The sequence below is a fragment of the Streptomyces katrae genome, assembly GCF_000717655.1.
Classification (GTDB): Bacteria; Actinomycetota; Actinomycetes; order Streptomycetales; family Streptomycetaceae; genus Streptomyces; species Streptomyces katrae_B.
The window spans coordinates 42,009-61,300 of sequence record NZ_JNZY01000019.1 but is presented as its reverse complement, the minus strand read 5'-3'; the positions used below and the strand labels follow the sequence as shown (position 1 = coordinate 61,300).

Annotated in this window: 15 protein-coding genes; 11 read left to right on the top strand and 4 right to left on the bottom strand. The window is 74.0% G+C overall.

All coding sequences use genetic code 11. The annotated features are described in order from the left end of the window. Positions 1 to 47: 47 nt before the first annotated feature. A complete protein-coding gene (serC, locus tag IF09_RS0122970) occupies positions 48 to 1,166 on the bottom strand; it encodes a phosphoserine transaminase (protein WP_030298625.1) in 1,119 nt (372 codons plus the stop codon). A gap of 174 nt (positions 1,167 to 1,340) precedes the next feature. Between serC and IF09_RS0122965 the strand changes: the two genes are divergently transcribed. The 3 genes from IF09_RS0122965 to IF09_RS0122955 are packed head-to-tail and all read left to right on the top strand — an operon-like array spanning position 1,341 to position 5,580. After that, the gene (locus IF09_RS0122965; protein ID WP_106975118.1) at positions 1,341 to 4,217 is read left to right on the top strand and encodes an FAD-binding and (Fe-S)-binding domain-containing protein; all 2,877 of its coding nucleotides are present in this window, start codon (positions 1,341 to 1,343) and stop codon (positions 4,215 to 4,217) included. A 47-nt stretch (positions 4,218 to 4,264) separates the two neighbouring features. Next, the gene (locus IF09_RS0122960; RefSeq protein ID WP_030298622.1) at positions 4,265 to 5,209 is read left to right on the top strand and encodes an EamA family transporter; all 945 of its coding nucleotides are present in this window, start codon (positions 4,265 to 4,267) and stop codon (positions 5,207 to 5,209) included. Then, positions 5,209 to 5,580, top strand: a complete 372-nt coding sequence (locus tag IF09_RS0122955; RefSeq protein WP_030298620.1) for an iron chaperone — start codon at positions 5,209 to 5,211, stop codon at positions 5,578 to 5,580. Before IF09_RS0122960 ends, IF09_RS0122955 begins: the two co-directional genes overlap by 1 nt. A gap of 37 nt (positions 5,581 to 5,617) precedes the next feature. Here IF09_RS0122955 and IF09_RS0122950 read toward each other — a convergent pair whose 3' ends face one another. Then, entirely contained in the window at positions 5,618 to 6,658 is a 1,041-nt protein-coding gene (locus tag IF09_RS0122950; RefSeq protein WP_037635733.1) for a helix-turn-helix transcriptional regulator, read from the bottom strand. 40 nt (positions 6,659 to 6,698) lie between these two features. On the opposite strand from IF09_RS0122950, the gene IF09_RS0122945 reads away from it, so the two are divergent. Then, complete coding sequence (locus tag IF09_RS0122945) at positions 6,699 to 7,163, top strand: hypothetical protein (protein ID WP_030298617.1); 465 nt, start codon at positions 6,699 to 6,701, stop codon at positions 7,161 to 7,163. Between the two features lie 79 nt (positions 7,164 to 7,242). On the opposite strand, the gene IF09_RS0122940 is transcribed toward IF09_RS0122945, so the two are convergent. After that, positions 7,243 to 8,856, bottom strand: a complete 1,614-nt coding sequence (locus IF09_RS0122940) for an alpha/beta fold hydrolase (RefSeq protein ID WP_030298616.1) — start codon at positions 8,854 to 8,856, stop codon at positions 7,243 to 7,245. A gap of 306 nt (positions 8,857 to 9,162) precedes the next feature. On the opposite strand from IF09_RS0122940, the gene IF09_RS0122935 reads away from it, so the two are divergent. From IF09_RS0122935 to IF09_RS0122905, 7 genes are all read left to right on the top strand, one after another. Next, a complete protein-coding gene (locus IF09_RS0122935; protein WP_030298615.1) occupies positions 9,163 to 9,963 on the top strand; it encodes a TIGR03084 family metal-binding protein in 801 nt (266 codons plus the stop codon). Further along, positions 9,960 to 11,759, top strand: a complete 1,800-nt coding sequence (locus tag IF09_RS0122930; protein ID WP_030298614.1) for an acyclic terpene utilization AtuA family protein — start codon at positions 9,960 to 9,962, stop codon at positions 11,757 to 11,759. Before IF09_RS0122935 ends, IF09_RS0122930 begins: the two co-directional genes overlap by 4 nt. Next, positions 11,756 to 13,354 (top strand): acyl-CoA carboxylase subunit beta, encoded by a 1,599-nt coding sequence (locus IF09_RS0122925; protein WP_030298613.1) that lies wholly within the window; start codon positions 11,756 to 11,758, stop codon positions 13,352 to 13,354. The genes IF09_RS0122930 and IF09_RS0122925 overlap by 4 nt, the downstream gene beginning before the upstream one ends. Positions 13,355 to 13,362: 8 nt before the next feature. After that, entirely contained in the window at positions 13,363 to 15,357 is a 1,995-nt protein-coding gene (locus tag IF09_RS0122920; RefSeq protein ID WP_030298612.1) for a biotin carboxylase N-terminal domain-containing protein, read from the top strand. Further along, positions 15,354 to 16,526 carry an acyl-CoA dehydrogenase family protein gene (locus tag IF09_RS0122915; protein ID WP_030298611.1) on the top strand — a complete coding sequence of 391 codons (1,173 nt, stop codon included), beginning with the start codon at positions 15,354 to 15,356 and terminating at the stop codon, positions 16,524 to 16,526. Before IF09_RS0122920 ends, IF09_RS0122915 begins: the two co-directional genes overlap by 4 nt. Before the next feature lie 96 nt (positions 16,527 to 16,622). Continuing rightward, positions 16,623 to 17,360, top strand: a complete 738-nt coding sequence (locus IF09_RS0122910; protein ID WP_030298609.1) for an enoyl-CoA hydratase family protein — start codon at positions 16,623 to 16,625, stop codon at positions 17,358 to 17,360. Next, entirely contained in the window at positions 17,348 to 17,965 is a 618-nt protein-coding gene (locus IF09_RS0122905; RefSeq protein ID WP_030298607.1) for a TetR/AcrR family transcriptional regulator, read from the top strand. The genes IF09_RS0122910 and IF09_RS0122905 overlap by 13 nt, the downstream gene beginning before the upstream one ends. Positions 17,966 to 18,040: 75 nt before the next feature. Here the strand turns inward: IF09_RS0122905 and IF09_RS0122900 are convergent, their stop codons facing one another. Next, positions 18,041 to 19,147, bottom strand: a complete 1,107-nt coding sequence (locus IF09_RS0122900; RefSeq protein ID WP_030298605.1) for a citrate synthase 2 — start codon at positions 19,145 to 19,147, stop codon at positions 18,041 to 18,043. Between the last annotated feature and the right edge of the window lie 145 nt (positions 19,148 to 19,292).

Sequence of the window (19,292 nt, the reverse complement as noted above, 5' to 3'; positions counted from 1 at the left end):
CGCGAGGTCACCGGGGGCTCCGTACGGGTACCGGACGCGGGGTGCGGTCAGAGCTTCTCGATCACGTAGTCGATGCACGCGGTCAGCGCCTGCACGTCCGCCGGGTCGATCGCCGGGAACATCGCGATGCGCAGCTGGTTGCGGCCGAGCTTGCGGTACGGCTCGGTGTCCACGATGCCGTTGGCGCGCAGCACCTTGGCGACGGCGGCCGCGTCGATGTCGTCCGAGAAGTCGATCGTGCCGATGACGGCGGAGCGCTTGTCGGCGTCCGCGACGAACGGGGTGGCGTACTTCGACGCCTCGGCCCAGCCGTACAGGTTGCGGGCGCTGGCCGCCGTACGGCCGGTCGTGAACTCCAGGCCGCCCTGGCCGTTCATCCACTCCAGCTGCTGGTTCAGCAGGAAGAGGGTGGACAGCGCCGGGGTGTTGTACGTCTGGTTCTTCAGCGAGTTGTCGATCGCCGTCGGCAGGGAGAAGAACTCCGGGACGTGCCGGCCGGACGCGTGGACGCGCGCCGCGCGCTCCAGGGCCGCCGGGGAGAACGCCGCCAGCCACAGACCGCCGTCGGAGGCGAAGGACTTCTGCGGGGCGAAGTAGTAGACGTCGGACTCGGTGATGTCCACCGGCAGGCCGCCGGCACCCGAGGTCGCGTCCACCAGAACGAGTGACCCGGCGTCGGCGCCCGCGACGCGCTTGACCGGCGCGGCCACACCCGTCGAGGTCTCGTTGTGCGTGTACGCGTACACGTCGACGCCCGCTTCGGCCGCCGGCTCGGGGTGCGTGCCCGGCTCGGAGGAGATCACGGTCGGCTCGTCCAGCCACGGCGCGAGCTTCGCGGCCTTGGCGAACTTGGAGGAGAACTCGCCGAAGGTCAGGTGCTGGGACTTCTGCTCGATCAGCCCGTGCGTCGCGATGTCCCAGAAGGCGGTGGAGCCGCCGTTGCCCAGGATCACCTCGTAGCCCTCGGGGAGGGAGAAGAGGTCCCGCAGGCCCTGACGCACCGAGCCGACCAGGTTCTTGACCGGGGCCTGGCGGTGCGAGGTTCCGAGCAGGGAGGTACCGGTGGCGGCGAGGGCGTCCAGCGCCTCGGTCCGCACCTTGGAGGGGCCCGCGCCGAAGCGTCCGTCGGCGGGCTTGATGTCAGCGGGAATCTGGATCTCGGCCACCAGTGGAGCGTATCGGGTCCTGGTCCACGCCTTGGAGGCGCGTCCACCCGGTGAGACGAGTCCGTCCGGTGGGAGGGTGGGGCCGTGACGTCACCCGGGGAACTCGAACGGACATTGCGGGAGAACCTGCGCGGGGAGGTGGACTTCGGGGCCGCGGCGCGCGCCCTCGCGACGATGGACGCCTCGAACTACCGGCGCGTCCCGGCCGGCGTGGTCGCGCCGCGCGACGCCGAGGACGTCGCGGCCGCGCTGCGGATCTGCGCGGACGCCGGTGTACCGGTCGTCCCGCGCGGCGGCGGCACGTCGATCGCCGGGCAGGCCACGGGCGTCGGCGTGGTGCTGGACCTGACCCGGCACATGAACGCCCTCGTGTCGCTGGACCCGGACGCCCGTATGGCCGTGGTCCAGCCGGGCCTCGTGCTCGACCGGCTGCGCGACGCGGCGCGCCCGTACGGGCTGACCTTCGGCCCGGACCCCTCCACCCACTCCCGCTGCACGCTCGGCGGCATGATCGGCAACAACGCGTGCGGGGCCCATTCGGTGGCCTGGGGGACCACCGCGGACAACGTGGCGGAGCTGGCGGTCACGGCGTACGGAGGTTCCTCGTACCGGCTCGGCACGGGCTGGCCGGGAGCCCCGGCGGGCCTGCGCGAACTGGTGGCGCAGAACCTGGCGGTGCTGCGCACGGGCATGGCCGGGGGCGGGGGTTTCTCGCGGCGGATCTCCGGATACGGCGGGCTGGACGCGCTGCTGCCCGAGCGGGGCGTGCAGGTGGCCCGGGCGTTCTGCGGGAGCGAGGGCACGCTCGGGGTGGTGACCGAGGCGGTCGTACGCCTGGTGGAGGCGCCGCGCGCGCCGGCGCTCGCGGTCCTCGGGTACGCGGACGAGAGCGCGGCGGCGGACGCGGCGGCGGGGCTGCTCCGGTTCGGGCCGCTGACGGTGGAGGGCATGGCGGCCGACCTGGTCCGCGGCGCGGCCGGGCTCCCGCGCGGGGCGGCCTGGCTGTTCGTCGAGATGCGGGACGAGGGCGCCGCCCGGTCCCTCGTACGGGCCGCCGACGCGGTGGACTCGGCGGTGGTCACGGACCCGGCGGGGCAGCGGGCGCTGTGGCGGATCCGGGAGGACGCGGCGGGTACGGCGACGCGGATGCCCGGGGGCACCTCCCGGACGGAGTCCGGGGGAGGGAGCATGGCCTGGCCGGGGTGGGAGGACTGCGCGGTGCCGCCGGCCCGGCTGGGCGCGTACCTGCGGGAGTTCCGCGCCCTGCTGGCGGCGCACGGGCTGCGCGGGACCCCGTACGGGCACTTCGGCGAGGGCTGCGTCCACGTACGGATCGACTTCGACCTGGCATCGGAGGCGGGGATCGCCCGCTTCAGGGCGTTCTCCTCGGACCTGGCGGACCTGGTGGTCTCCCACGGCGGCTCGCTCTCCGGGGAGCACGGGGACGGGCAGGCGCGGGCCGAGCTCCTGCCGAGGATGTACGGGGAGGAGGTCGTCCGGCTCTTCGGCGCGTACAAGGACGTGTGGGACCCGGCGGGCGGCATGAACCCGGACATCCTGGTCCGCCCGGCCCGTCTGGACGAGAACCTGCGCTTCGCGGTCCTGCCGGGTGGGGGCCTGTCGGATGGGGTGGGCCGCTGCGTGGGCGTGGCGAAATGCCGCTCGACGGACGTGCCCGGGCCAGGGGTGATGTGCCCGTCGTTCCGGGTGACGGGGCAGGAGCAGCACTCCACACGGGGCAGGGCGCGTCTGCTGCACGAGATGCTGGCGGGGGAGATCGTGACCGACGGCTGGCGCTCGACGGAGGTCGCCGAGGCGCTCGACCTCTGCCTGGCCTGCAAGGGCTGCCGCAGCGACTGCCCGGTGGGCGTGGACATGGCCGCGTACAAGGCGGAGTTCCTGCACCACCACTGGGCGGGCCGCATCCGCCCGCTGTCCCACTACACCCTGGGCGGCCTGCCGGCCTGGCTCCGCCTGATCGCAGCCCTCCGCGCCGCGGCCCCCGCGAACGCGGTGGCCCGGCACTTCCGCCTGCCGGGCCTGACGCCGCAGCGCACCCTCCCCCCACTGGCCCGCGAGCCGTTCACCCGCTGGTGGCACCGCGCGGGCCGCGACGCGCAGCCCTTCGGCCGTTCTGCCGGGCTCGCCCCCGGCAGCCCGGGTCCGGCGCCCTCGGGGGCCCTGCCCGTGAACCCCCGCGCCTCGAACGCCGACGGGGCTGGATCGCCCGGTGCACTTGAGGAACGGGGTCCGGAGCGGGGCCCCGCCCGCGGCGAAGCCGCTGGTCGATGCTGCGGGAAGGGGCGGGGCGGGGAAGGATGCCGCCCCCAGGGCCCCGACCGGCCCCGCGTCACGCTCTGGCCCGACACGTTCACCGAGTACCTGTCCCCGCAGACCGGCCAGGCGGCCGTCCGCGTCCTCCAAGCCGCCGGCCTCGCCGTGGATCTCCCCCCGGCGGGAGTCTGCTGCGGCCTGACCTACATCTCCACCGGCCGCCTCGACCGCGCCCGCAAAGTCCTCCGCCGCACTCTCGACGCCGTGGGCGACGCACACGTGCATGAGCCCGTCCTCGTCCTCGAACCCAGCTGCGCCGCAGCCCTGCGCACCGACCTCCCCGCCCTCCTCCCCGACGACCCCCGCGCGGAGCACCTCGCCCGCGCCGTCCGGACCTTCGCGGAGACCCTCGAGGAGTACGCCCCCCACTGGCAGCCGCCCCGCCTCGACCGCCCGGCCGTCGGCCAGACCCACTGCCACCAGCACGCCGTCCTCGGCGACTCCGCCGACCGCCGGCTGCGCGAGCGGGCCGGGCTGAGCGGCGAGCTCAGCGGCGGCTGCTGCGGCCTCGCCGGGAACTTCGGCTTCGAACCGGGCCACCACGAGGTCTCCGTCGCCTGCGCGGAGGAACAACTGCTCCCCGCCCTGCGCGCAGCCCCGCCCGGCGCCGCGATCCTGGCGGACGGGTTCTCGTGCCGTACCCAGATCGCCCAGCTCTCCGACGGCGGGACCCGGGCGGCCCGCCACCTGGCGGAGCTGCTGGCGGAGGGCCTGTAAGGCAACGCAAGCCCCGATGGCCCTTACGTACCCCTTAGTCTGGATGAATGCCCGCACCCTCCCCCAAATCCGCCCCCGCCCCCACCCCGGTGGCCGTCGGCACCGCGGCTCCGGCCCTCCCGCCGGCCGCCGGCCCGTCGCGCTTCGGCCCGGTCGCCCTGGTGATCGCGGCGGGGGTCTCGGTGCAGTTCGGCGCCGCGCTCGCGGTCATGATCATGCCGCGGGCGGGCGCCGCGGGCGTGGTCACGCTGCGGCTGGCGGCCGCCGCGCTGGTGCTGCTGGCCCTGTGCCGCCCGAAGGTACGCGGGTACTCGCGTGGGGACTGGGTCACCGTCGTCGCCTTCGGCGTCGCGATGGCCGGCATGAACGGGCTCTTCTACCAGTCCATCGACCGGATCCCGCTCGGCCCGGCCGTCACCCTCGAGGTGCTCGGCCCGCTCGTCCTCTCGGTCGTCGTCTCGCGCCGCCTGGTGAACCTGCTGTGGGCAGGCCTGGCCCTGACCGGTGTCGCCCTGCTGGCCACCCACGGCGGCGGCAGCGGCTTCGGCGGCCTCGACCTCCCGGGCGCCGCCTTCGCACTCGGAGCGGGCGCGATGTGGGCGGCGTACATCGTGTTCAGCGCGCGTACGGGCCGCCGCTTCCCGCAGGCGGACGGGCTGGCCCTCGCCATGGCGGTGGCGGCGGTGCTGTCCCTCCCGCTGGGCGTCGTCGAAGCGGGCTCCGACCTCCTGGTCCCGGGCACCCTGGCCCTCGGGGTCGGTGTCGCCGTCCTGTCCTCCGTCCTGCCGTACACCCTGGAGCTCCTGGCGCTGCGCCGCCTGCCCGCACCGACGTTCGCGGTCCTGATGAGCCTGGAGCCGGCGATCGCGGCCACGGCCGGGTTCCTGCTCCTGAACCAGGCGATGTCGGCGCTGGACGCACTGGCGATCGCGCTGGTCATCGCGGCGAGCATGGGCGCGGTCCGCTCCCAGAGCCGCAAGGCGGTCGCCTGATGCCGGGCACGGACGAGGTCGATGCGTACCTGGCCGGGGCCCCGGAGGCCCGCCGCGAGGCCCTGACGCGGCTGCGCGAGCTGTGCCTGGCGGAGCTGACGGGCTTCGAGGAGGTCATGGCGTACGGCATGCCGGCGTACGTACGGGCCGGGGCGGAGGCGGGGGAGATCGCCTGGGCGAACCAGAAGCAGTACATCTCCTTCTACCTGATGCGGACGGACGTCCGGGACGCCTTCGCGGACCGCCTGTCCGGACACGACATGGGCAAGGCCTGCCTCCGCTTCCGCCGCCCGTCGGCGGTGGACTTCACGCTGCTCCGCGACCTCCTCCGCGCCACGGCAGCGGCCGGCCCGGGCCCCGTCTGCACCTGACGGGCGGGCCGGCCGGCGGCGAGCCCGCCCCGCCCCCTCAGGTGACGGGGCCGGATCCGTCATGTGCTCCGTCTCCGTCTCCGTCCCCGTACCGGGCCGACATCGCCCCCAGCGCGTCCCGGATCCGGGCCCGCAGGGGCGATGGGGAAAGGACCTCCGCGTCGGGGCCCAGGGCCAGGAACTGCGCCTGCGCCTGCTCTTCCGACTCGATCGGCAGGACCGCCCGGGTCCAGCCCGCCACCTCCGGGTCCGGGGCGCCCCCGGCGGCCAGCGCCCGCGCCTGGGCGCCCGTCAGCCGCGCGGCGCCCCGCGGGGAGAGCCGTACCACCGCCTCTTCGGGATGGAGCCGCGCATGGAACTCCTCCTGGGTCCTGCGCCAGTGCGCCGCCAGCTCGAAGCCCTCCGGCAGCAGGCACTCCTCGGTCGTCTCGCGGACCGACAGGATCTGGTCCACCCGGTACGTCCGCGGCCCCGCCGAGCCCGTCGCCCCGGCCCGCCCGGAGGGCTCCGCCGGGGCGGCCACCAGGTACCAGCGGCCCGCCTTCAGCACCAGCCCGTACGGCTCGAGCCGCCGGTCCACCTCCTGCGGATCCTTCCACCGCCGGTAGCGGACCTCGATCACCCGCCCCCGCCACACCGCGTCCGCGACCTGTGCCAGGTACGGGGTCTCCTCGTGCTCCGCGTACCACCCCGGCGCATCCAGGTGGAACCGCAGCCGCATCCGGTCGGCCTGCTCCCCCAGCTCCGCCGGCAGGGCCGCCCGAAGCTTCAGCTGGGCCGCCGACAGGGCCGGGCCGAGGCCGAGTTCCGCCGCCGGACCCGGCATCCCGGTCAGGAACAGCGCCTCCGCCTCGCCCGTGCTCAGCCCGGTCAGCCGGGTCCGGTAGCCGGCGAGCAGCTGGTAGCCGCCGCTGTGCCCGGCGTCCCCGTACAGCGGGACGCCCGCCGCGGCCAGCGCCTCCGCGTCGCGGTAGACCGTACGTACGGACACCTCGAGCTCCTGCGCGAGCTCGGCGGCGGTCATCCGGCCCCGGGTCTGGAGCAGCAGCAGGATCGACAGCAATCGGCTGGACTTCACTGACACAGGATGTCAGTGGGATCCTCCTACGGTGCGCTGCATGAACGACTTCGACTTTCTCCTCGGCACCTGGGACGTCACCAACCGCCGGCGCACCGACTTCCTCGACCCGGACAGCGACTGGGAGGAGTTCCCGGCCCTGTCCAAGGCCTCCCGCCACTTCGACGGCGCCGCGAGCTTCGACGAGATCGAGTTCCCGACGAAGGGCTTCGCCGGCCTGACCCTGCGCCTGTACGACCCGGAGCGCGGGCAGTGGTCGCTGTACTGGGCGAGCCGCCGCACCGGCACCCTCTTCCCGCCGGTCACCGGCCGGTTCACGGACGGCACCGGCGTCTTCGAGGGCGAGGACACCCACGCCGGAAAGGCCGTCCGGGCGCGGTTCGTGTGGAAGGACGTCCGGGCCGACTCCGCCCGCTGGGAGCAGTACTTCTCCCTCGACGAGGGCGCGACCTGGCTCCTCAACTGGACGATGGACCTGACGCGCCGCACCGCGCAGTCCTCCTGAGCCCGTCGGGTCCCGGACTGCGCCCGCCCCGCCGGCCACGGGGGTGCCTGGTGGCGCGGGCGCAGTCCTCATCCGGCCGTCATCCCAGCGGCAGGTCCAGGTACGACGGCGTGGCCTCCGGGGAGGTGAAGGCCAGCGTCGCGCGCGGCAGGTTGGCGTCCCCGTAGAACGGGTCGCGGGCGTCGATCACCAGCATCAGCCGGTGCCCGCGCGGGACGTCGTACGCCGTCGCCTGCAGCTCGATGTCGGCGCTGACCAGGCTGTCCGGCGGCGAGTCGAGGTCGGAGTACGGGGCGTGCGTGACGATGTGCGCCGTCCCGTCGGGCGCCACGGCGAGCAGGTAGGCGACGAACGACGACTTGGAGTTCGCGGCCCGGTACGTGACGCGCAGGCGGGGCGTGCCGCGCAGCCGGGTCGTCTCCGCCTCCGGGTCCGCCGCCCACACCGCGGCGACGGTGCGGTCGATGTCGCCGGTCCGGTACGCCTTCGGACGACCCGCGATCTCGTCGTACCCCGACCGTACGATCTCGTCGGCGACGGTCGCCGGGGTGTCCACCCCGCACAGGACGCCCGCGCTCCAGCCGGCCTCGGGCCGCTCGGCGAGCTCCCCGCCGCTCACCAGGTGCAGCCGGCGCACCTCTTCGGTGACGGAATGCCAGGTGGGGCGGGGTTCCAGGGCCTGGCCCCACATGACCTCGCTGAGTATCTGGCCCTCGTCGGCGATCCCGTTGTCGATCCCCTTGAGGTGCTGGTCGAACCAGCGGTGGGCGTTCGTCCAGATCCGGTTGGGCAGGCCGATCATGCCCGTCATCTCGGGCCCCGAGTGGTCGCCGATGGAGAGGTCGAGGCGCTTGGGGCCGGTGAGCTCGTTGAACATCTTCAGGGTCTGGTTGCCGGGGAAGAGCGTCTCGTGCCAGGCGTGCGAGAAGTACACCGGGACCTGGCGGCGGTTGAGCTCCTTGATGTGGCCGAACGGCGAACGCGGCTCGGCCCAGCGCAGGGTGCCCTGGATGTCGCGGTTGGCGAGGACGTTCTCGAACGCGCTCTGCGTCTGCGGGCTCAGCCGGGCCTTGGACGCGGCCTTGAGCAGCGCCTCGACGGCAGCCACGTGCCGGGTCCGGTTCTCGTAGAAGGCCTCGCCGAGGTCGCCCCAGGTGCTGAGCGCCACCACCGCGTCGACGCGGGTGTCGTGCGCGGCGACGAGCTGGCTGATGCCCGAGCCGTACGAGTCCCCCAGGAAGCCGATCCTCGTGACCGGGCCCGCGGTGCGCTCGATGAGGTGGTCCAGGGCCCGGCTGCCGTCGGCGACGTCGAGCGGGCCGGCCACGTCGACCTGGCCTTCGGAGCCGGCGAAGCCGCGGGTGCTGTAGGCGAGGACGTTGTAGCCGCGCGCCGCGAAGACGCTGGCCTGGACGGCGTACGGGAGCCAGCCGTGGTTCGTCCACGGCGAGGGCATCACGATCACCGGCCGCGGCTGGACCCCGTTGTGCCGCCACAGCGCGGCGTCGAGCAGGTCCCCGTCGGCGCCGGCGACCTTGGCACGGCTGAAGACGGCGACGGAGCGGGTGTCGGCGACCTCGGCGGCGCGGGCGGGGGCGAGGCCGGTGACGTCACCCGTCTCGAGGGCGGTGACGAAGGCGGTGAGGGTGGTCGCGTCGAGTTCGGGATAGAGGGAGAAAGCGGCTGGAATCACGTCGGTTCATCCTCTTCGTCGAGTGAATTCTTCGCGGGGCGGGGGACGAAGCGTTCAGTATCGATGCGACATCCGGTGATCTTTCGGGGCTTTCCGACGTACGGCCTGAATCGCCCCCTCCGGGCTCGCGGCGGCCGGGGCCCCGGACCTGCCCGGGGTCGGTGTCGACTGCGAAATCCGCGGTGGCCCGGGCCAGTTGGGGGCGATGGCGCGAAGGCGGCGCCCGGTGGCCAAATCATGCAAGCATGCTTGATTGTTTTGCTGACGGCTGCCAGTCTTCCCCTCGCGCCGAAAGGGGAGCCCGCCGTGCTCGATCCGTCAGCTGTTGCCGTCTTCGCCGATCTGCGCGAGGAAGGCCTCGAACTCGAAACCCTGGTGCGGGACCTGTCCGACGCCGCATGGGCCGGGCCCACCCCCGCGCCCGGCTGGACCGTCGCCCACCAGATCGCCCACCTGCACTGGACCGACCGTGCCGCGCTGGTCTCCCTCACCGACCCGGAAGGCTTCGCCCTCATGGTCGAGGAGGCGGTGAAGGCCCCCGACTCCTTCGTGGACGAGGGCGCGGCCCAGGGCGCCGCGCTGCCGCCCGCCGAGCTGCTGGACCGCTGGCGGGCCGGGCGCGCCGCCCTCGACGCGGCGCTGGCCGCGGCCTCGCCCGAAGCCAAGTTCCCCTGGTACGGGCCGCCGATGAAGGCAGCCTCCATGGCGAGCGCCCGCCTGATGGAGACCTGGGCGCACGGCCAGGACGTCGCGGACGCCCTCGGAGTACGCCGGACCCCGACCGCGCGGCTGCGGCACGTGGCCCGGATCGGCGTACGGGCCCGCGACTACGCGTTCGCCGTGCGGGGACTGCCCGCGCCCGCCGGGGAGTTCAGGGTGGAGCTCGTACCCCCGGACGGCGGTGAGCCCTGGGCCTACGGCCCGCCGGACGCGGCCGAGCGGATCACCGGCCCGGCCCTCGACTTCTGCCTGCTGGTGACCCAGCGGGCCCACCGTGCGGACCTGGCCGTGACCGCGACCGGCCCCGACGCCGACCGCTGGCTGGACATCGCCCAGGCCTTCGCGGGCCCGGCGGGCCCCGGCCGCGCCCCGGGGGCCACGCGATGACCGGCCGGCGGCCGCTGCGCATCGGCAATGCCTCCGGGTTCTACGGGGACCGCTTCAGCGCGTTCGAGGAGATGCTGACCGGTGGGCCGCTGGACGTGCTGACCGGCGACTACCTCGCCGAGCTGACCATGCTGATCCTCGGCCGCGACCGGCTGAAGACCCCGGACCTCGGCTACGCCAAGACCTTCCTGCGCCAGCTGGAGGAGGGCCTCGGCCTCGCGCACGAGCGGGGCGTACGGATCGTCGCCAACGCGGGCGGCCTCAACCCGGCGGGACTGGCCGGCGCGATCCGCGCGCTCGCCGCCAAGGTCGGGGTCCCGGTGTCGGTCGCCCATGTCGAGGGCGACGACCTGATGCCGTTCGCGGAGGGCGCGCTGACCGCGAACGCCTACCTCGGCGGCGCGGGCATCGCGGCCTGCCTGCGGGCGGGCGCGGACGTGGTCGTCACGGGCCGGGTCACCGATGCGGCCCTGGTCAGCGGGCCGGCGGCCTGGTGGTTCGACTGGGCGCCGGACGACTACGACCGGCTGGCGGGGGCGGTGGTGGCGGGCCATGTCCTGGAGTGCGGAACCCAGGCCACCGGCGGCAACTACGCCTTCTTCACGGCGCACGACGTCCGCCGGCCCGGGTTCCCGCTGGCGGAGATCTCCGAGGACGGCTCGTCGGTGATCACGAAGCACCCGGGCACGGGCGGCGTCGTCTCGACGGGCACGGTCACGGCCCAACTCCTGTACGAGACCCAGGGCCCCCGCTACCTCGGCCCGGACGTCACGGCCCGCCTGGACACGGTCCGCCTGTCGCAGGTGGGTGCGGACCGGGTGGCGATCACGGGAGTCGTGGGCGAGGCCCCGCCACCCACCCTCAAGGTGGGCGTGACCGGCATCGGCGGCTGGCGCAACGAGGTGGTCTTCGTCCTGACCGGGCTGGACATCGAGGCGAAGGCGGCGCTGGTGCGGGCGCAGTTGGCCGGTGCGCTGTCCCAGGTGGCCACGGCCGACTGGACCTTGGCCCGTACGGACCACGAGGACGCCGAGACGGAGGAGACGGCCAGCGCACTTCTCCGCCTGGTGGTGCGGGACCCTTCAGCGGACCGGGTGGGCCGCGTGCTGACCTCGGAGGCCATCGAACTGGCCCTGGCCAGCTATCCGGGCTTCCACGTCACGACACCGCCGGGCCCGGCCCAGCCGTACGGCGTCTTCACGGCGTCGACGATCCCGGCAAGCTCGGTCCCCCACGTGGCCGTCCTCCCCGACGGCACCCGCCACCCGGCCCCCCGCATCCCGGACGTGCCGCCGGGCACCGCCGGGCCCGGCGCGGAGCCCCGGGACGGGGGTCCGGCGGGCGGAGCCCCCGGAGGGGGCCGGGGCGGAGTCATGCCCGCGGCGAAGCCGCTGATCGGTGCTGCGGGAAGGGACGGGATGGGGGAGAGCCCCGCAGGGCCCATGACGCGCGCCCCCCTCGGCAGAGTGATCGGCGCCCGCAGCGGCGACAAGGGAGGCGACGCCAACATCGGGGTGTGGGCGGAATCCGACGAGGCCTGGGACTGGCTCCACCGCACCCTCACCGTCGAGACCCTCCAGACCCTGCTCCCCGAGACCGCAGGTCTCCCCGTCACCCGCCACCCCCTCCCCAACCTCCGCGCCCTGAACTTCACCATCCCCGGCATCCTCGGCGCCGGCGTCGCCTCCGCCCACCGCTTCGACCCCCAGGCCAAGGCCCTCGGCGAATGGCTGCGCGCCCGTCACCTCGACATCCCCACCCACCTGCTGCCCGCCCCGGAGGGGACCGGCCCATGACCCGACTCACCACCACCGTCGACCCCCACGCCCCCGAGTTCGCCGCCGCCCGCGCCGCCGCACGGGAACGCCTCGCCGAGGTCGACGCCGAGCACGCCAAGGCCCTCCTCGGCGGCGGCGAGAAGTACACGGCCCGCCACAAGGACCGCGGCAAGCTCCTCGCCCGCGAGCGCATCGAGCTGCTCCTCGACCCGGACACGCCCTTCCTGGAGCTGTCCCCGCTCGCCGGCTGGGGCAGCGACTACCCCGTCGGCGCCTCCATCGTCACCGGCATCGGCACGGTCGAGGGCGTCGAATGCCTGGTCACCGCCAACGACCCCACCGTCCGCGGCGGCGCCTCCAACCCCTGGACGCTCAAGAAGGCCCTCCGGGCCAACGAGATCGCCCGCCAGAACCGACTCCCCTGCATCAGCCTCGTCGAGTCCGGCGGCGCCGACCTCCCCTCCCAGAAGGAGATCTTCATCCCGGGCGGCGCCATCTTCCGCGACCTGACCCGGCTCTCGGCCGCCGGCATCCCCACCGTCGCCGTCGTCTTCGGCAACTCCACCGCCGGAGGCGCGTACATCCCGGGGATGTCCGACCACACCATCATGATCAAGGACCGGTCCAAGGTGTTCCTCGGCGGTCCGCCGCTCGTCAAGATGGCCACCGGCGAGGAGAGCGACGACGAGTCCCTCGGCGGAGCCGACATGCACGCCCGCACCTCCGGCCTCGCCGACCACTACGCCCTCGACGAGCACGACGCCATCCGCCAGGCCCGCCGCGTCGTCGCCCGCCTGAACCACCGCAAGCCCCACCCCGATCCACAGCCCGCCGAGGAGCCCAAGTACGACCCCGAGGAACTCCTCGGCATCGTCCCGGCCGACCTGAAGACCCCCTTCGACCCCCGCGAGGTCATCGCCCGCATCGTCGACGCCTCCGACTTCGACGAGTTCAAGCCCCTCTACGGCACCAGCCTGGTCACCGGCTGGGCCACCCTCCACGGCCACCCGGTCGGCATCCTCGCCAACGCCCAGGGCGTGCTGTTCAGCGCCGAGTCGCAGAAGGCCGCCCAGTTCATCCAGCTCGCCAACCAGCGCGACATCCCGCTCCTCTTCCTCCACAACACCACCGGTTACATGGTCGGCAAGGAGTACGAGCAGGGCGGCATCGTCAAACACGGCTCGATGATGATCAACGCGGTCTCCAACTCCCGCGTCCCGCACCTCTCCGTCCTCATCGGCGCCAGCTACGGAGCCGGCCACTACGGCATGTGCGGCCGCGCCTTCGAGCCGCGGTTCCTCTTCGCCTGGCCCAGCGCCAAGTCCGCCGTCATGGGCCCCCAGCAGCTCGCCGGCGTGCTGTCCATCGTGGCCCGCCAGTCCGCCGCCGCGAAGGGACAGCCGTACGACGAGGAGGCCGACGCCGGGATGCGCGCCTTCGTGGAGGCGCAGATCGAGTCCGAGTCCCTGCCAATGTTCCTGTCCGGGCGGCTGTACGACGACGGGGTCATCGACCCGCGCGACACCCGTACCGTCCTCGGCCTGTGCCTGTCGGCCGTCCACAACGCCCCCGTCGAGGGCGCCCGCGGCGGCTTCGGCGTCTTCCGGATGTGAGCCCGCACATGACCCAGCAGCCCCTGACCTCCCTCCTGGTCGCCAACCGCGGCGAGATCGCGGTCCGCGTCTTCCGCACCGCCCGCGCCCTCGGCCTCGCCACCGTCGCCGTCCACTCCGACCCCGACGCCGAAGCCCTGCACGTACGGGAGGCCGACACGGCCGTGCGCCTCCCCGGCGCCGCCCCCGCCGACACCTACCTGCGCGGCGACCTGGTCATCAAGGCCGCCCTCGCCGCCGGCGCGGACGCCGTCCACCCCGGCTACGGGTTCCTCTCCGAGAACGCCGGCTTCGCCCGCGAGGTCGTCGCGGCCGGACTCACCTGGATCGGCCCGCCACCCGAGGCCATCGAGGCCATGGCCTCCAAGACCCGGGCCAAGGAGCTGATGCGCGCCGCCGGGGTCCCGCTCCTGGACCCCGTCGACCCGGCGGACGCCACCGCCGCCGACCTGCCCCTCCTGCTCAAGGCCGCCGCGGGCGGCGGCGGCCGCGGCATGCGCGTCGTACGCGACCTCGACACCCTCAAGGAGGAGCTGGAGGCCGCCTCCGCCGAGGCCCGCTCCGCCTTCGGCGACGGCGAGGTCTTCGCCGAGCCCTACGTCGAACGCGGCCGTCACGTCGAGGTCCAGATCCTCGCCGACTCCCACGGCACCGTCTGGGCCCTCGGCACCCGCGACTGCTCCCTCCAGCGGCGCCACCAGAAGGTCATCGAGGAGGCCCCGGCCCCGGCCCTGCCCGAGGTGCTGCGCACCACCCTCCACGAGGCCGCCGTGGCCGCCGCCCGCGCGGTCTCCTACCAGGGTGCGGGCACGGTCGAGTTCCTCGTCACCGCCGACGGACGCCCCTACTTCCTGGAGATGAACACCCGCCTCCAGGTGGAACACCCCGTCACCGAGGCCGTCTTCGGCCTCGACCTCGTCGCCCTGCAGCTGCGCATCGCCGAGGGCGCCGCCCTGCCGCTGACGCCTCCGGAGCCCGCCGGCCACGCCGTCGAGGCCCGTCTGTACGCCGAGGACCCCGCCCGGGGCTGGCGCCCCCAGACCGGAGTCCTGCACACCCTCGCCGTCCCCGGTGAGGTCCGCGTCGACACCGGCTTCGCCGACGGGGACACCGTCGGCGTCCACTACGACCCGATGCTCGCCAAGGTCGTCGCCCACGCCCCCACCCGGGCCGAGGCCGTCCGCGCTCTCGCCCATGCCCTCGCCGGAGCCCGCATCCACGGGCTCACCACCAACCGCGAGCTCCTCGTACGCTCCCTGCTGCACCCGGAGTTCGCCGCGGCACGGCTCGACACCGGGTTCTACGAGCGCCACCTCGGAGCCCTCACCGAAGGCAGCCCGGACGCCACCCTGGCCGCGGTCGCAGCCGCCCTCGCGGCCGCCGCACCGGCCCCGGACGCCCCGCTCGCCGCCCGCGTCGGAGGCTGGCGCAACCTCCGCTCCCAGCCGCAGATCCGCCGCTACAGCGCGGCCGGCACCGCGTACGAGGTCCGCTACCGGCCCACCCGCAGCGGGCCCCCGGAGCTCCTCGACCATCCCGGTGTTCGAGTCCTGGCCGCAGAGCCCGACCGCGTCACCCTCGAAGTCGAGGGCGTCCGCCGGATGTTCCACGTGAAACACAAATCGAACACCGGGGGTGCCGGAGCCGGACCCGAAGCCGCCGAGACCTACGTCGACTCTCCCCCTGCCTTCGGCGGGGGGACCCCCACGCTGGGCGCGCACACCCTCACGCCCGTCCCCCGGTTCGCCGATCCCCAGGACCGCACCGAACCCGGCTCCCTGCTCGCCCCCATGCCCGGCACCGTCGTCCGCGTCGCCGAAGGCCTCGCCCCCGGCGCCGCCGTCACGGCCGGGCAGCCCCTGCTCTGGCTGGAGGCCATGAAGATGGAGCACCGCATCGTCTCGCCCGCCTCCGGCACGCTCACCGCGCTCCACGCCACCCTCGGCCACACGGTCGAGTTCGGCGCCCTGCTCGCCGTAGTCCAGGAGGAAACGCCAGCATGAGCCCTGCCGCCAGCGCCGTCGTCGAGACCGAAGAACACCAGGCCCTGCGCACTGCCGTCGCCGCCCTCGGGCAGCGCTACGGACGCGAGTACCTCGCCCGCGTCGCCCGCGAGGGCGGCCACCCCGACGAGCTGTGGGCCGACGCCGCCAAGCTCGGTTACCTCGGGGTCAACCTCCCCGAGGAGTACGGCGGCGGAGGCGGCGGCATCGCCGAACTCTCCATCGTCCTCGAGGAGCTGGGGGCAGCAGGCTGCCCCCTGCTGATGATGGTCGTCTCGCCCGCCATCTGCGGCACGGTCATCTCCCGCTTCGGCACCGACGCCCAGAAGCAGGCCTGGCTCCCCGGCCTCGCCGACGGCAGCCGCACCATGGCCTTCGGCATCACCGAACCCGACGCCGGCTCCAACTCCCACCGCATCACCACCACGGCCCGCCGCGACGGCGAGGAGTGGGTGCTGACCGGGCGCAAGGTCTTCATCTCCGGGGTGGACATCGCCGACGCCACCCTCATCGTGGGACGCACCGAGGACGCACGCACCGGGAGCCTCAAGCCCTGCCTGTTCATCGTGCCGCGCGACGCCCCCGGCTTCTCCCGCTCCGTCATCGACATGGAACTCCAGGCGGCGGAGAAGCAGTTCGAACTCGTCCTGGACGAGGTACGGCTGCCCGCCGACGCCCTCGTCGGCGACGAGGACGCGGGCCTGCTCCAGCTCTTCGCCGGCCTCAACCCCGAGCGCATCATGACCGCCGCCTTCGCCATCGGCATGGGCCGCCACGCCCTCGCCAAGGCCGTCGACTACGCGAAGACCCGCCAGGTCTGGAAGGAGGCGATCGGCGCCCACCAGGCCATCGCCCACCCCCTCGCCGCAGCCCACATCGACCTCGAACTCGCCCGCCTGATGATGCAGAAGGCCGCCCACCTCTACGACGCGGGCGACGACATGGCCGCCGGTGAAGCCGCGAACATGGCCAAGTACGCTGCCGCCGAGGCCTGCGTGAAGGCGGTGGACCAGTCCGTCCACACCCTGGGCGGCAACGGCCTCACCCGCGAGTACGGACTGGCCTCCCTCATCACCGCCTCGCGGGTGTCCCGCATCGCCCCCGTCAGCCGCGAGATGATCCTCAACTTCGTCTCGCACCAGACCCTGGGCCTGCCCAAGTCGTACTGAGGGGTCTCCGGCGTCCCGGCCGGGCCGGCGGTCCGGCCGGGACGCCGACGGGCCGCCGTCCGCCCCACGATCCGCACAACCTCCGGAGGACATGGCATGACCCGCCCAGTCGGCGCCGCGCGAGCGCGCGGCGTCACCACCCTCACGCTCGACTCCCCGGCCAACCGCAACGCACTCTCCGCGGACCTCGTCGGCGAGCTGCGGGGAGCCCTCGCCGACGCGGCGGCGGACCCGGAGGCACGGGCCGTCGTCCTCACCCACACCGGCGGCACCTTCTGCGCCGGCGCCGACCTGAAGTCCCCGTGCGACCCGGCCGACTTCCTCGCCCTGCTCCGCGAGATCGCCGAACTCCCCAAGCCGGTCGTCGCCCGCGTCACCGGCCACGTCCGGGCGGGCGGCCTCGGCCTCCTCGGCGTCTGCGACATCGCCGCCGCCGGCCCCGCCTCCACGTACGCCTTCACCGAGACCCACCTGGGCGTGGTCCCGGCCCTGATCTCCGCGCCGCTGCTGCCGCGCCTGGACCCGCGCGCCGCCGCCCGGTACTTCCTGACCGCCGAGGCCTTCGACGCCGCCGAGGCCGTCCGGATCGGCCTGCTCACCCTGCACGGCGACGACGTGGACCAAGTCCTCGACCCCGTCCTCACCGGCCTGCGCAAAGCCGGCCCGCAGGCCCTCGCCGCCACCAAGGAACTGCTCACCGCCCCGGTGCGGGCCGTCCTCGCCCAGGACGGCGCCGCGCTCACCGAGCTGTCCGCACACCACTTCGGCTCCGCCGAGGCCCAAGAGGGCATCAGCGCCCGCTTCGCACGCCGGGACCCGTCATGGGCCCTGTGACCGACGCCGGCCCCGCGCAGGACGCCCAGCCCGGCCCCAAGCAGGCCCGCAGCCGCGTCACCCGGCGCCACCTCCTGGAAGCGGCCGTCTCCTGCCTCGCCGAACAGGGCTGGGCCGGCTCCACCGTCGCCGTCGTCGCCGAACGCGCCGGTGTCTCCAGAGGGGCGGCCCAGTACCACTTCCCGACGCGCGAGGACCTGTTCACCGCCGCCGTCGCCTACGTCGCCGAGGAACGCTCCGCCGCCCTGCTCGACCTCTTCCACGCCGGACCCGCCGCCCGCCCCGCCGTGGTCGAAGCCCTCGTCGACCTCTACACCGGAGCCCTCTTCCGAGCCGCCCTCCAGCTGTGGGTCGCCGCCTCCAACGAGGAGCAGCTGCGCCCCCAGGTCACGGAACTGGAGGCCCGCGTGGGCCGCGAGACCCACCGCATCGCCGTGGAGCTCCTCGGCGCGGACGAGTCCGTCCCCGGCGTACGCGAGACCGTGCAGGGCCTCCTCGACATGGCCCGCGGCCTCGGCCTGGCCAACGTCCTCACCGACGACACGGCCCGCCGCGCCCGCGTGGTCGCCCAGTGGTCCCGGATCCTGGACGACACCCTCGGCTGAGGAACGCCGAGGGCGCCGCCCCCGTACTCACGGGAGGCGGCGCCCTGACCGGCGACCGGCGTACGAAAGAGGGACTCAGGCCGTCGCGGCGATGTCGTCGTACCCTTCGATCTCGCGGGGGTTGCGCTGACCCGGGCCGATGTAGCGCGCCGACGGGCGCACCAGGCGGCCCGTGCGCTTCTGCTCCAGGATGTGCGCCGACCAGCCCGCGGTACGGGCGCAGGTGAACATCGAGGTGAACATGTGCGCCGGGACCTCCGCGAAGTCCAGCATGATCGCGGCCCAGAACTCCACGTTCGTCGCGAGCACCCGGTCGGGGCGGCGCGCGTGCAGCTCCTCCAGCGCGGCCTTCTCCAGCGCGGCGGCCACCTCGTAGCGCGGCGCGTCCAGCTCCTTGGCGGTACGCCGCAGCACACGGGCGCGCGGGTCCTCGGCCCGGTACACGCGGTGCCCGAATCCCATCAGCCGCTCGCCCTTGTCCAGGGCCTTCTTGACGTACGCCACGGCGTCGCCGCTGCGCTCGATCTCCTCGATCATGCCGAGGACGCGGGACGGCGCACCGCCGTGCAGCGGCCCGGACATGGCGCCGACGGCACCCGAGAGGGCGGCGGCGACGTCCGCACCGGTCGAAGCGATCACCCGCGCGGTGAACGTCGACGCGTTCATCCCGTGCTCGGCGGCCGAGGTCCAGTACGCGTCGACGGCCTTGACGTGCTTCGGGTCCGGCTCACCCCGCCAGCGGATCATGAACCGCTCGACCACGGACTCGGCCTTGTCGATCTCGCTCTGCGGCACCATCGGCCGGCCCTGCCCGCGCGCGGACTGGGCGACGTACGACAGCGCCATCACGGCGGCGCGCGCGAGGTCGTCACGGGCGGTCTGCTCGTCGATGTCGAGCAGCGGTTTCAGACCCCACACGGGGGCGAGCATGGCGAGCGCGGACTGCACGTCGACACGGATGTCACCGGAGTGCACCGGGATCGGGAAGGGCTCGGCGGCGGGCAGGCCCGGGTTGAACGCCCCGTCGACCAACAGGCCCCAGACGTTGCCGAACGAGACGTGCCCCACGAGATCCTCGATGTCGACCCCGCGGTAGCGGAGCGACCCACCCTCCTTATCCGGTTCGGCGATCTCGGTCTCGAACGCGACGACCCCTTCGAGCCCGGGTACGAAGTCGGACATCAGGCGGCTCCTCAGATAGTGCGAACACGCGCGGCTCCCGGCGTGACTCGCGGTCCGGCGCGGTCATCCCCGTTGATGCCCGGCACGGCCGTCGGTCACCCGTGTGGGGACCTCCGGACCGGCCCCAAGATTTTGGCGGTTCCGG

Bases quoted from the DNA above. Each gene is read 5' to 3' on its own strand.
- IF09_RS0122920 (WP_030298612.1), top strand. From the start codon at position 13,363: ATGACCCAGCAGCCCCTGACCTCCCTCCTGGTCGCCAACCGCGGCGAG.
- IF09_RS0122955 (WP_030298620.1), top strand. From the start codon at position 5,209: ATGCCGGGCACGGACGAGGTCGATGCGTACCTGGCCGGGGCCCCGGAG.
- IF09_RS0122900 (WP_030298605.1), bottom strand. From the start codon at position 19,147: ATGTCCGACTTCGTACCCGGGCTCGAAGGGGTCGTCGCGTTCGAGACC.
- IF09_RS0122910 (WP_030298609.1), top strand. From the start codon at position 16,623: ATGACCCGCCCAGTCGGCGCCGCGCGAGCGCGCGGCGTCACCACCCTC.
- IF09_RS0122915 (WP_030298611.1), top strand. From the start codon at position 15,354: ATGAGCCCTGCCGCCAGCGCCGTCGTCGAGACCGAAGAACACCAGGCC.
- IF09_RS0122905 (WP_030298607.1), top strand. From the start codon at position 17,348: ATGGGCCCTGTGACCGACGCCGGCCCCGCGCAGGACGCCCAGCCCGGC.
- IF09_RS0122945 (WP_030298617.1), top strand. From the start codon at position 6,699: ATGAACGACTTCGACTTTCTCCTCGGCACCTGGGACGTCACCAACCGC.
- IF09_RS0122960 (WP_030298622.1), top strand. From the start codon at position 4,265: ATGCCCGCACCCTCCCCCAAATCCGCCCCCGCCCCCACCCCGGTGGCC.
- IF09_RS0122930 (WP_030298614.1), top strand. From the start codon at position 9,960: ATGACCGGCCGGCGGCCGCTGCGCATCGGCAATGCCTCCGGGTTCTAC.
- IF09_RS0122965 (WP_106975118.1), top strand. From the start codon at position 1,341: ATGGACGCCTCGAACTACCGGCGCGTCCCGGCCGGCGTGGTCGCGCCG.
- IF09_RS0122925 (WP_030298613.1), top strand. From the start codon at position 11,756: ATGACCCGACTCACCACCACCGTCGACCCCCACGCCCCCGAGTTCGCC.